The sequence below is a fragment of the Marinobacterium sp. xm-d-579 genome, assembly GCF_013282935.1.
GTDB lineage: Bacteria > Pseudomonadota > Gammaproteobacteria > Pseudomonadales > Balneatricaceae > Marinobacterium_E.
The window spans coordinates 356789-368390 of record NZ_WBYP01000002.1; the positions used below are offsets into that span (position 1 = coordinate 356789).

Genomic DNA, 11602 nt, shown 5'->3' on the forward strand with positions numbered 1-11602 from the left:
CTAAAAACCTACTTAGTGCAAAGCTTTTGAGTCAATGCAGCGACTCGGCGACCAAAAATTAGGATCACAGAGAAGGCAATCGGCCAAGCAACCAGATAAGCGTAGCCCCAACGAGCCATAAAACCTTCATCTAAACCGGTATTCACCGTGGTAATCACAAAGGTCATGATCGTTACCATCACCAGAGACATTAACACTGATTGAACAAGAGGAGCGCGTTTTTTAGGAAACATAGATAAGCCTATTAATTAGTAAATTCTAATATTGGCAATGATACGGGATTAGCTTGTAAATATTAAGAGCAGAATTCTACATATCTAAGAGATTAAGACCTACTTAAACAGTTAAATGCTCAATAGCTTTAATTTTCAAGATAAGAGAAAATATAGGCTAATAGATACAAATGGAGCCTAAGGGTGGAAAACCAAGAAACCCCGTCAACCTACCAACAACTGCGTACCGATATTTTAGAGGGCAATATAGAGCCTGAATCGAAGTTATCGATTGCTGTCTTAGCTAACCGTTATGGATCCAGTGCGGCTCCGGTTCGTGAGGCACTCTCAAGGCTCGCCGCAGAGGGGTTGGTAACTCGTCGTGGTCAGCGTGGTTATTGGGCTGCACCTATTTCAGCGGATGAGTTTGTTGAGGTGAGTCGTCTGCGGGAAATGCTTGAAGTGGATGCTTTTAAGCAGTCGATCAAGCTAGGTGATCTCGATTGGGAGGCGGCCATTGCAGGAGCACGCCACCGCGAATTAGCGGTTAAGTCACAGTCTGCTGGGCAAGAAGATGATCAGGTACTTGCGCGTACTCGTGAGAATCGCCGTTTTCACATGGCACTCATTAGCGCCTGTCCCTCTGAGTGGCAGTTACGCTTCATATCGACGCTGTATGATCAGGGTGAACGCTTTCGCCGTTTGGCATTAACCAGCCAGCCATTGAATCAACCATCAGGTAAAGATGAACACGAAGAGCTTATGAATGCCGCATTTGCGCGAGATATTAAAACGGCTACAGAACTGCTTAGACTGCACATCCGTTCATCCAATGAGAAGGTGATGAATACGCTCTTTCCAGAGCGGTAAAAGCAAGTCGCGGTTTGTCGCTTCGCTCCAATTCGCTTCTACAGAAGAGCTACGTAGATAATTTTTTCCGAAGTCCTACTGTAGGAGCGATCTCAGCCCAGCTGAGACCGCGAAAATAATCCGAATCATTTCGGCAAGAAAAAAGCGCCAACAGGCGCTTTTTTAGACCATCACGCAGAATCAATCTTTAGGCACAAGAAGCTGTACACCAGCCGCAGTGTTTGATATTGGAGCGATCAAGACGTTAACCAACTCATCAACAGGGCCAGAACAAGCACCGCGCATTGCTAACCACATGGCGAGCTCGACACCCTGTGCACCGGCAATTTCCGTGAGTTCATCATTGGTGTAGTGGGTCAGTGACTCTGGATCAGTGACCAGTTTATCCATACACATCTGGTCGAACTCAGTATTTAGGTAGCCTGCACGCTCGCCATCTAGCTGGTGCGATAGACCGCCAGTACCCAGAACAACAACTGTCTGGTCACTATCCCAAGAGCGAATGGCATCACCTATCGCTTTACCAAAAGCATATGAGCGTGATGGTTTAGGCATAGGGTGACGTTCACAGTTAATGGCGATGGGAATCACCTTAGTGCCTTTGTAGGTATGGCCTGGGTAGAGGACAGACATAGGAACTGTCGCGCCGTGATCCACTTTGATGTCCTGACAGACAGTTGGATCAAAGTCGTTTTCGATCAGGTGGTTAACGATGTGCCAAGATAGATCTGTTTCACCCGTTAGAGGTGGAATTGGTTTGATACCCCAGCCCTCATCAGCGTTGCAGTACTCGTCTGCACAGCCGATAGAGAAGGTTGGTTTCTTATCCAAGAACATCTCAAGACCGTGATCGTTGTAGAACAGTACAGCGATGTCTGGCTTGTTCTCGTTGATCCATTCGCGAACTGGTACATAAGCAGCGAATAGGTCTTTCCAGTAAGGGGTGTCCTCAATGCCGCGATCAACTGCTACACCAATAGCAGGAACGTGTGATGTGCCGATAGCACCTAAGATTTTAGCCATTCGTTTTGCCCACTCCCTGACTGTCTAAATATGCTTGGAACTCTTCAGTCGTTTGGCCGGTCATGATGCCGCCAACGTCCTGTACGTTAAGCCCAAGCGTGCCTGCAAATTTTGCAAGGTAGTAGATACTGCCGCCATTACGAAGTAGAGCGATGATGTCGCGTTTTAGGATCGCCTCTTTCTGTGCAGGGTTCAGCTTAAACTTATCGCAGTAAGCCGCTTCGTCTTGACGAAACTCTTCGCGACAGCTCTCCTCGTTGAAAGAGAAACACATCTTATTGAGGTTGTAGCCGAGTTTTGCTGCTACGCCATCAAATTTGTATGTTCCTTCAATGATCGGTTCAATCATAAGAACTCCTTATCGTTCCCAGTACAAACGCATTGGGTTGTCGATCAATAGTTTACGCTGTAGCTCTTCAGTTACGGCAATCTGTGGAATCACGTCAACCAGTGCACCATCATCAGGTGTGTGTGATTTCATGTTCGGGTGCGGCCAGTCTGTACCCCAAAGTACGCGATCTGGGAAAGCTTCAACGAGTGCACGCATGAACGGCACAACGTCAGAGTAGTCCGGTGCCTGTAGCGTCAAACGCTCAGGACAGCTGACTTTCGTCCACACCTTATCGTTGTTACGCATAAGATTCATGAAACGCTGGAAGTCAGGGTGATCAACACCATTAGCCACGTCTGGACGACCCATGTGGTCAACCACGATGGTTGTGTTTAGCTCGTTAAGGAACGGGATTAGATCTTCTAGATCTGGCGCTTCAAAGTAGACAACGATGTGCCAGCCTAGTGGTTTGATCTTCTCAGCGATCGATAGGAATACCTCTTTAGGGGTTGTATCGACTAGACGTTTAACGAAGTTAAATCGAACACCGCGGACACCCGCTTTATCCATCGCTTCAAGTTCTTCTACCGTGATCGCTGGGTCAACGACCGCTACACCGCGTGCTAGATCGCCTGCAGTCTCAAGTGCGTCAACCAGTGCTGCATTGTCTGTGCCGTGACAAGAAGCCTGAACGATCACGTTACGACTGAAACCAAGGTAATCACGCAGAGCAAAGAGTTGATCTTTAGATGCATCGCAAGGTGTGTATTTACGCTTGGGGTGGTATGGGAATTTATCCGCAGGACCAAATACGTGGCAGTGTGCATCCACTGCACCAGCAGGCGCTACAAAGTCAGGCTTTTTAGGGTTGTCGTGAAACGGGCGGTAATCTGCATCCATGTTCTTTATTCCTAATTATTCAGCGAAAACTTCGCCATCAAATAGTTTTCGCGCTGTGCGTAATAGTGCAGCGCTTTTCGGTTGGCCATCCTGATCGATATCAATAACGACCGTCATTTCTCCGATCGGGTGCTCAACGGCTAAGGTTTTTCTAGTGCCTTCAGGTAGAGTGGCCACTGAAGCGGCAGGTGAGTTCGGCAAAATAGCTGCCGTAGCAACGCTGACTGCACCCAATACACCGATAGAGGCGTGGCAGCGATGAGGGATGAATGTACGTGTAGATAGCGCACCACCATCGGTTGCTTCGCTCACCATACTCATCTTAGGTACAGACTTCTCAGTCACATCGCCGAGATTCATCATTGGACCCGCTTGTAAGCGAATGGCTTCAAGCTTGGCGCGAAGGTCGCTATTAGCTTCTAACTCTTCACGAGACTCACTGCCTGTAATACCCATATCCGATGCCCGCATTACGACTACTGGCATGCCGTTATCGATCAGGGTGCATTCAACACCGTCGATCAGATCAACTGCGTTACCGGTAGGAAGAAGGGCGCCACAAGATGAACCCGCTGTATCAAGGAACTCTAGAGGGACCGCAGCCGAAGTGCCTGGTACGCCATCAATCTTTGAGTCGCCTTTATAGGAAACCTGGCCGTTTGGTGTAGCTACTGTCGCGATAGCGATCTGGCCCGTGTTCTCCATAAAGATACGAACCTGAGTCTCATTGCCCGTTGCTTGAACTAGGCCACGCTCAATGGCGAAGGGACCGATACCTGCCAAGATATTGCCACAGTTCTGCGCATCGGTAACGATTGCTTGATCAACAAATACCTGTAAAAAGAGGTAATCGACATCGGCGTCGTCACGATCAGAAGCGCTAACAACGGCAACTTTCGAGGTCAGTGGGTCAGCACCACCGAGACCATCAATCTGGCGTGGATCTGGAGAACCCATCATGCCAAGAAGAAAAGCGTCTCGTGCGGTAGTATCTGAAGGTAGGTCGCTCTTTAGGAAGTAACCGCCTTTAGATGTACCGCCGCGCATCCACATGCAGCGAATGCCATTAGACATACTTAAGGCCTTTCTCTTCAAGGCGAGGGCGCATGTTGTAGATATCAAGACCTAGCTCACCATTCGCCATGCGAACACGCTTCTCCTCTTCACGAGCTTCACGCGCTAGCGCCTCTTTAAGAACCTCTTCGGCTTCATCGCGGCGAACAACACAGACGCCATCATCGTCAGCAACAATGATATCGCCTGGGTAGATCAATGCTTCAGCACAGACCAGAGGGATGTTCACTGAGCCCAGAGTCTCTTTGATGGTGCCCTTGGCGTAAACAGCTTTAGACCAGACTGGGAAATCCATCTCTTTAAGGATAGCAGTATCACGAACACCGCCATCAATGATTAGGCCCTGTACGCCACGCGATTTAGCTGAGGTCGCCAGTAGATCACCAAAGAAGCCATCTACAGAAGGTGAAGTTGGCGCAAACACCATGATGTCGCCGGGTTTACACTGCTCAATAGCAACATGCATCATCCAGTTATCACCGGCAGCACCAGAGATTGTCACTGCACTGCCTGCAATAGAGCGACCTGAGTAGATTGGGCGCATGTAGTGCGCTAATAGACCGCGACGACCCTGAGCTTCATGAACGGTTGCAACGCCCAATTTAGCTAGACCTGCGATTACTTCTGAATCAGCACGTTCAATATGTTGAACAACTACGTTCTCTGCCATAATCCTCTCCTTAAACCTTCAAACGACTGAATACACGTTGAGCATTGCCAGAGAAGATCATCTCTTTCTGCTCAGCATTCACTTTAGTTGTCGCGTCGATGTATTGTTTAGTGTCATCAAAGTAGTGACCTGTCTCTGGATCGATACCACGAACCGCGCCGATCATCTCTGATGCGAAAAGGATGTTTTCAGTTGGGATGACATCTAGAAGGCAGTCGATACCTTTCTGGTGGTAGACACAGGTATCGAAGAAGACGTTATTCAATACGCGCTCTTCAAGTTCGAAACCTTTATCCAATGCCATCCCGCGGAAACGACCCCAGTGGTAAGGAACTGCACCGCCACCATGAGGGATGATGATCTTAAGTGTTGGGAAGTCTTTAAATACATCAGACATCATCAACTGCTGGAATGCCGTGGTATCAGCACCTAGGTAGTGTGAACCTGTCGTATCGAAGTTGTGGTTGCAGGCAGCTGATACGTGGATCATTGCTGGAATGTCGTATTCACACATCTTCTCGTAGATAGGGTAGAACTCTCGAGCCGAAAGGCGGCTGCCATTCCAGTGGCCACCTGATGGATCTGGGTTAAGGTTAATACCAATAAAACCCATCTCTTCAACGGTACGAACGATCTCTGGTACAGATTTAGCTGGATCAACACCTGGAGATTGAGGCAGCTGAGCAACAGGAACAAAGTTCTCTGGGAATAGGTCACAGACACGACGAATGAGATCGTTTTGGTTTTCAGTCCAGAATTTAGAGGTGTGTTCATTACCCACATGGTGAGCCATCCAGCTAGCACGAGGTGAGAAGATAGTAAGATCAGTGCCACGCTCTTGCTGAAGTTTTAACTGATTGTTGATGATCGACTCGCGGATCTCATCATCAGTAACACCAAAGTCGCCTTTTTCACCAACAAAATCTGGATTCTTTTCTACTTCTGCTTTTTGAGCTTCACGCCAAGCGCCAACACCAGGAGGTGTGGTTGTGTAGTGACCATGGCAATCGATAATCATGTCTCAAACGTCCTTTTATAATGAATTGGATTTCTATTTTTCTATCCTCTCTATATCGCCTTTTTTAAGCTATTTAGTTTTTACTTTTTAGGTATTTGTTTTTGATATAGGTATTTAAATCACATCAGGTTACAATGACCCTTATGTTCAAGAATCTTCCTAACATACGACATCTTCGGGTATTCATTGAGGTCTCCAATGCAGGAGGTATAAGTCAGGCTGCAGAGCGTGTCTTTCTCTCTCAACCTGCGATGACTCAAGCCATTGCGAAGTTAGAACGCTTGCTGGGTGTAAAGCTGTTTGAACGCCAGTCCAGCGGGATGTATCTGACTGAAGCTGGTGGCGTCTGGGAAGCGAGGGTCAACAGCGCCTTTGCTATTCTAAGATTAGGTCTGGCCGATGCACTGTCGTCCATGTCGAATCGTCGTATGGAGACGATTGAGCGCATCATGACGCAGCTGACGACGACCCAATTAAAAGCACTAGTAGCGGTTACCGATGCGCAAAACTACAGCGTTGCAGGTCGTAATCTGGGTGTATCACAATCTTCACTGCATCGATCAGCTCGTGAGCTCGAGTCACTCATGGGGCTGTCGCTGTTCGAAAAGACCAGTACTGGCATTGCGGCAACACGAGCGGCCAAAGTGTTCTCCAAATCAACCAAGTTGGCCATTTCAGAGATTCATCAGGGGCTTCAAGAGTTGTCAGGCCTTGGTGATGGTCGTGAAGTGGGACGGATGCGCATCGGCAGCATGCCACTAGCACGCACCTCTCTGTTGCCCAAAGCGATTAATGAATTTACCAAAGTTTATCCTGGTATCACTTTAGAGTTGGTTGATGGGCCCTATGAAGATCTTTTAGCCCATATCCTTCAGGGGGATGTGGATCTCTTGGTCGGTGCGTTGCGTTTCCCGATCCCAACCAGTGATATTGTTCAAGAAGAACTCATAGCGCCTCCATTAGCAATTGTGGCACGCAAAGGGCATCCCGCTCTCAATATAGATCAGATTACTCGAGAGGACCTTCTTAACTACGGTTGGGTTATCCCAAGAAGTGGGGCGCCAACCCGCAACCTATTTGAAGAACTGATTCTGCAAGGTGAGGAGAGGGAAGGTCTATCCATCGTCGAAACCAGTTCCCATGTGCTGATTCGAGAGCTGTTACTTGGCGGTGATCGACTCACATTAATCTCTCAGCATCAGTTGGAATTTGAGTTATCCAAAGGGGATTTGGCGGTGCTTCCTTTTGAGATGTCAGGCACTAAACGCCCAATCGGCATTACCCGTCGCAGCTCATGGAACCCCACTAATGCCCAGCAAAAATTTATTGATCTACTGCGGCTGGCCGTATCTTAGAAGCGGTTTTGTCTAAGCTTACATTCACATTTTTGAATGACGTCTAGAATTTTTAACGGTTCTATGAAAGATCCATTTTGATAATCTTAGGGACAATATTTATCCATTCGAATTAGGGAGACACTAATGAGAGTTTGTGTTGCAGGCGCTATGGGCGCATTTGGTCTAAAACACTTAGATGCATTGAGTAACATTGAGGATGTTGTTGTGACGTCAGTCGTTGGTACTAAACCTGATGCCATTGCTGAGTTTGCTAAAGAGCGTGGTATCGCTCACGCAACAACAGATCTTGCTGAATCGCTTGCGCGCGATGATGTGGATGCGGTCATTCTTGCAACACCGACTCAAATGCACGCCTCTCAGTCTATTCAGTGTCTTGAGGCAGGCAAGCACGTCATGGTTGAGATTCCGATGGCGGATAACATTGAAGACTCAATCAAACTGGTGGAGGCACAAAAGCGCACGGGTTTGGTAGCCATGTCGGGTCAGACTCGCCGCTTCAACCCAAGCCACCAGTGGATTCATAACAAAATCCAAGCGGGTGAGCTTAAGATTCAACAGATGGATGTTCAAACTTACTTCTTCCGTCGTTCTAACAAGAACGCTCTGGGTAAGGCGCGCTCATGGACGGATCACCTGCTTTGGCACCACGCTTGTCACACCGTGGATCTATTCCAGTACCAGACTGGCGAGAAGTGTACAAAAGTACAAGCGATGCAGGGTCCGATTCACCCAGAACTTAACATTGCAATGGACATGTCGATTGGTATGAAATCAGAGAGCGGTGCACTGTGTACACTCTCTTTATCTTTCAATAACGACGGTCCATTTGGTACTTTCTTCCGTTACATCTGTGACAAGGGTACCTACATCGCCCGTTACGATGATTTGGTTGATGGTAACGAGAACCCAATTGATCTCTCTGGCGTTGCTGTTTCTAACAACGGCATCGAGCTTCAGGATCGTGAGTTCATTTCTGCAATTCGCGAAGGCCGCGAGCCAAACTCAAGCGTTCAGCAAGTATTGCCTGCGATGGAGACACTACACCAGCTAGAACAGCTTTTGGATTAAGTGTTGGCTTGTCGTTAAAAAGGCCGCTGTAGCGGCCTTTTTGTTGTCTTCTTCACTGGAAGACGCTGAGAGAGCAGGTGACAGGCTGAAGGCCAGTCACTGGCACGAAGATGTCAAGGCAAGCACCGGTGACTGGCTTCAGCCTGTCATCCGCCCTCAAATTACGCTCCAACCTACAACACAAACGCCAAAACAGTGTTTAGCGTCGCGTAAGACGCGACCGTAGTCAGCAGCAATGAGCTGGAAGCCGTCTTTGCTGCGCCATAAGGTGCAGCGAGAATAGGGTAGATGGTGAACATGGGTGAAGCGGTGATGACAATTAGAGCTATCTGCCATTGTCGATCAAAGTCCCACCAGAGGGTAATCAGCAGAAGGGCTAGAGCAGGTTGAATCAACAGTTTTGCCCCTGCAATCATTCCTAAAGTACTCAAATCATCGCGAATAGAGTTTCCTACTAAAGATCCTCCAATAACGATCAGTGCTGCGCCACCAGCCGCTTTTGCGAGAACCCCTAAGCTTTCGTCGATGAACAACGGCAGCTGAAAGCCGCTTAACGATAAGATTAAGCCAACCGCTATTGCGATGAGTATGGGATTGTTGATCAGGCGTTTAAAAATAGAGCTTAGTGAGCCTAACAGCGTTTTGTCTTTATGATCAGCTGAGAAGTATTCAGTGGTCAGGAGCGCTACCGGTAGCACCACTAGATTTTCGACCAGTATACAGACAACCAGTACTTGAGCGGCCATATCGGGCATGACCTGGAGCAGAATAGGGTAGCCAACAAAAATACTGTTGGGCATAGCGGCCCCAATGGCTAATGCTGATGACTGTTTAGCATCACCTTGTCTGACGCTCCGAATCAGACCCAACGAAATGAAGAAGGTAGCGACTGCAGCAATAGCGTATATCGATACGTAATCGCTATTAAAGATATCAGCAGGGCTATTCTTAGATAGATTGCCGACAATGATCGCCGGTATGCAAAATACCAAAACAAAGCGGGCTATTCCAGGGATAGCCTCTTTAGACAGTGCGTTATATTTAACGGCTAAAAACCCAAGAGCCATTAACGTAAAGAGCGGTGCGGTAATCCCGAGAACGTTCATCATCTAAACCTGTCATGAAAGAGATTCTATCTTATCGATCCCTGAGACTTGGTGGTAGCGATTCGCCCCTGATTACCATAAAATCAATAATCTATTCGAAAAAGTGATAGCTAATGCAAGTTCGAGACTACAACCGCAATAACTGGTTCAAGAACCGTCGAAGCCTGTTTAGGTTGCTGATTAATGCGTTGTTGTTGATTTCATTAGCACTTTCACTTTTAACTCTGCTTCAGCAGCTTTTCACAGATTCATTGACGGGCTCCTACTTTTACCCGCTCACTCTCTCTTTGTTAGTCATCCAATATTTTGTGCACCGTATTCATTTAAGCTGGGGTGGAGCTGTAGCTTTCCTTACTATGGGAGGTGGTTCAATATCGCTAGCCTTAGTGTCGGATGATATAGCATTAGCCTATTTGTCAGGTGCGCTTTTGCCAGTATTGCTTCGCTTTGTATTGGCTCAAAAATGGGTATTACTCTTCATACCTATCTGGCTCTCTCTCCTCTTATTTATTCACTCCTATCGAGTACAAGAGGAGCTGATTTCTGAGCTCTATACCCATCTAATAACGCTCTCTTACTCCTTGCTGGTCTATGGTTCAGTAGCGGTGCTGTTTAATCGTATCTACTCTCTTGTTTTTGATAAAGAGTGTAAAGAAAACAGCGACTTAACGTCTGAATTTATAGACAATTATCAAATTCATCAGCATTTTGATTGGCTCAAAAATAAGAATCCTGACGGTGTTGTAAGAGTCTATGGTGTCTACATTAAAAATATCTTGGATAGTGTAGGAAAAAGTTCAGAAAGTTCGATTGAATTTAAAGAGAGCGTTACTCAATTTAATCAGTTGTTAAGGGAAGTTTGTCCTGCAGGTGCATCCATTGGCAGGCTTGATAACGGGGTTTACGTTCTGATGTCAGAGCGACGGTTTTGGGACGCATTTGAGCGTGGACTTCGTCAGTTAAAAAAAGAGGCAACGGATCTCTCGCCGATTGTTGTTTCAACCGATACCCCTAATGAGTCAACTGATCTGGATAGTGCGCTGCATAACTTGGATACAGTATTTGTGCGTGCCACCAAAGAGAAGACAGATTTTGCTCGATTCAATTTGAAAGATCGTGATCATCTTAACGGTCAAACAGATATTCAATCTTATGAAGTCTCTCAGGCATTTGCTAACCATGAGATACAGATGTTCTTTCAGCCTAAGGTCGATATTAAAGATAACAATAGACTGGTAGGTGCGGAGGCACTGGTCCGCTGGATTCACCCTGAGAAGGGCTTGCTAACACCAAAAGATTTTGTCGATCTTCTTGAGTCCTCCCCATACAGGCTTACATTTATAAACAGTGTCATTGAGCAATCCGCACATTTTTGTGAAACGATGAAACAGTCGGGTCTACCGATCTCGGTTTCATTTAACTTAAGCGCTAATGATCTTCAGGATTTGCGTGTCACCTACGAGTTGAGTCAGGTCCAAGAGAAGTACGGTTTTAGTGCAGGTGAGTTACAGATTGAGCTATCTGAACAGGAGACAGACGTCTCTTTGGATAACTTAAAGCGCTCCTTAGATGCTGTGAAAGAGCTTGGTTACTCAATCGCTTTGGATGATTTCGGTACCGGTATGAGCTCACTCGCCTATTTTCAAAACCTACCCGCCGATACCATCAAACTAGATCGAGCCTTTATCAAAGACATTCATCTAAACCCCTCGTCGGAGCATTTAACGAAAATGGTCGTTGGTTTGTCCAAAGCGGAGGGGCTGACAGTCGTAGCAGAAGGGGTTGAGAACGCCTCGGAGGCAGATAGACTGCTTAAATTAGGTGTTGATCAGGTGCAGGGGTACCTATTTGGTAAACCTATGCCGGCTACTGAGTTTCTTCAATATTACGGCTTAGAATTAATTGAAGATGATGATTAAAAAGCGGCATATATCTTGCTAGTTTTTATCTAACTCTTACCAATCGTTAATGG

General features: G+C 47.0%; 12 protein-coding genes. 4 read left to right on the top strand and 8 right to left on the bottom strand.

The window, feature by feature from the left end; translation table 11 throughout:
• Positions 1–8: 8 nt before the first annotated feature.
• Positions 9–233, bottom strand: a complete 225-nt coding sequence (locus XMD579_RS05365; protein WP_173488886.1) for a DUF2798 domain-containing protein — start codon at positions 231–233, stop codon at positions 9–11.
• 183 nt (positions 234–416) lie between these two features.
• On the opposite strand from XMD579_RS05365, the gene XMD579_RS05370 reads away from it, so the two are divergent.
• Positions 417–1082, top strand: coding sequence for a GntR family transcriptional regulator (locus tag XMD579_RS05370; RefSeq protein ID WP_173488885.1), 666 nt, complete (start codon positions 417–419; stop codon positions 1080–1082).
• A gap of 180 nt (positions 1083–1262) precedes the next feature.
• On the opposite strand, the gene XMD579_RS05375 is transcribed toward XMD579_RS05370, so the two are convergent.
• From XMD579_RS05375 to XMD579_RS05400, 6 genes are read right to left on the bottom strand one after another with little or no spacing between them, the layout of a single operon-like run.
• The gene (locus XMD579_RS05375) at positions 1263–2105 is read right to left on the bottom strand and encodes a class III extradiol dioxygenase family protein (RefSeq protein WP_173480894.1); all 843 of its coding nucleotides are present in this window, start codon (positions 2103–2105) and stop codon (positions 1263–1265) included.
• Positions 2098–2454, bottom strand: coding sequence for a protocatechuate 3,4-dioxygenase (locus XMD579_RS05380; protein WP_173480895.1), 357 nt, complete (start codon positions 2452–2454; stop codon positions 2098–2100). Before XMD579_RS05380 ends, XMD579_RS05375 begins: the two co-directional genes overlap by 8 nt.
• Before the next feature lie 9 nt (positions 2455–2463).
• Positions 2464–3336 (bottom strand): amidohydrolase family protein, encoded by an 873-nt coding sequence (locus XMD579_RS05385; protein ID WP_173480896.1) that lies wholly within the window; start codon positions 3334–3336, stop codon positions 2464–2466.
• Between the two features lie 15 nt (positions 3337–3351).
• Positions 3352–4410, bottom strand: a complete 1059-nt coding sequence (locus XMD579_RS05390) for a 4-oxalomesaconate tautomerase (protein WP_173494425.1) — start codon at positions 4408–4410, stop codon at positions 3352–3354.
• Positions 4403–5080, bottom strand: coding sequence for a 4-carboxy-4-hydroxy-2-oxoadipate aldolase/oxaloacetate decarboxylase (locus XMD579_RS05395; RefSeq protein WP_173480898.1), 678 nt, complete (start codon positions 5078–5080; stop codon positions 4403–4405). The genes XMD579_RS05390 and XMD579_RS05395 overlap by 8 nt, the downstream gene beginning before the upstream one ends.
• A 10-nt stretch (positions 5081–5090) precedes the next feature.
• The gene (locus XMD579_RS05400) at positions 5091–6098 is read right to left on the bottom strand and encodes an amidohydrolase family protein (RefSeq protein WP_173480899.1); all 1008 of its coding nucleotides are present in this window, start codon (positions 6096–6098) and stop codon (positions 5091–5093) included.
• Positions 6099–6241: 143 nt separating this feature from the next.
• On the opposite strand from XMD579_RS05400, the gene XMD579_RS05405 reads away from it, so the two are divergent.
• The gene (locus XMD579_RS05405) at positions 6242–7453 is read left to right on the top strand and encodes a LysR family transcriptional regulator (RefSeq protein WP_173505998.1); all 1212 of its coding nucleotides are present in this window, start codon (positions 6242–6244) and stop codon (positions 7451–7453) included.
• A 126-nt stretch (positions 7454–7579) separates the two neighbouring features.
• Positions 7580–8524: a Gfo/Idh/MocA family oxidoreductase gene (locus tag XMD579_RS05410; protein WP_173480901.1), complete on the top strand. Its 945-nt coding sequence runs from the start codon at positions 7580–7582 to the stop codon at positions 8522–8524.
• Positions 8525–8697: 173 nt separating this feature from the next.
• On the opposite strand, the gene XMD579_RS05415 is transcribed toward XMD579_RS05410, so the two are convergent.
• Positions 8698–9633 carry an AEC family transporter gene (locus XMD579_RS05415; RefSeq protein ID WP_173505999.1) on the bottom strand — a complete coding sequence of 312 codons (936 nt, stop codon included), beginning with the start codon at positions 9631–9633 and terminating at the stop codon, positions 8698–8700.
• 110 nt (positions 9634–9743) lie between these two features.
• Between XMD579_RS05415 and XMD579_RS05420 the strand changes: the two genes are divergently transcribed.
• A complete protein-coding gene (locus tag XMD579_RS05420; RefSeq protein ID WP_173506000.1) occupies positions 9744–11549 on the top strand; it encodes an EAL domain-containing protein in 1806 nt (601 codons plus the stop codon).
• The last annotated feature ends 53 nt before the right edge of the window (positions 11550–11602 follow it).

Coding starts and splice junctions, on each gene's coding strand:
- XMD579_RS05420 (WP_173506000.1), top strand. CDS start 9,744: ATGCAAGTTCGAGACTACAACCGCAATAACTGGTTCAAGAACCGTCGA.
- XMD579_RS05415 (WP_173505999.1), bottom strand. CDS start 9,633: ATGATGAACGTTCTCGGGATTACCGCACCGCTCTTTACGTTAATGGCT.
- XMD579_RS05385 (WP_173480896.1), bottom strand. CDS start 3,336: ATGGATGCAGATTACCGCCCGTTTCACGACAACCCTAAAAAGCCTGAC.
- XMD579_RS05405 (WP_173505998.1), top strand. CDS start 6,242: ATGTTCAAGAATCTTCCTAACATACGACATCTTCGGGTATTCATTGAG.
- XMD579_RS05390 (WP_173494425.1), bottom strand. CDS start 4,410: ATGTCTAATGGCATTCGCTGCATGTGGATGCGCGGCGGTACATCTAAA.
- XMD579_RS05395 (WP_173480898.1), bottom strand. CDS start 5,080: ATGGCAGAGAACGTAGTTGTTCAACATATTGAACGTGCTGATTCAGAA.
- XMD579_RS05365 (WP_173488886.1), bottom strand. CDS start 233: ATGTTTCCTAAAAAACGCGCTCCTCTTGTTCAATCAGTGTTAATGTCT.
- XMD579_RS05410 (WP_173480901.1), top strand. CDS start 7,580: ATGAGAGTTTGTGTTGCAGGCGCTATGGGCGCATTTGGTCTAAAACAC.
- XMD579_RS05380 (WP_173480895.1), bottom strand. CDS start 2,454: ATGATTGAACCGATCATTGAAGGAACATACAAATTTGATGGCGTAGCA.
- XMD579_RS05375 (WP_173480894.1), bottom strand. CDS start 2,105: ATGGCTAAAATCTTAGGTGCTATCGGCACATCACACGTTCCTGCTATT.
- XMD579_RS05400 (WP_173480899.1), bottom strand. CDS start 6,098: ATGATTATCGATTGCCATGGTCACTACACAACCACACCTCCTGGTGTT.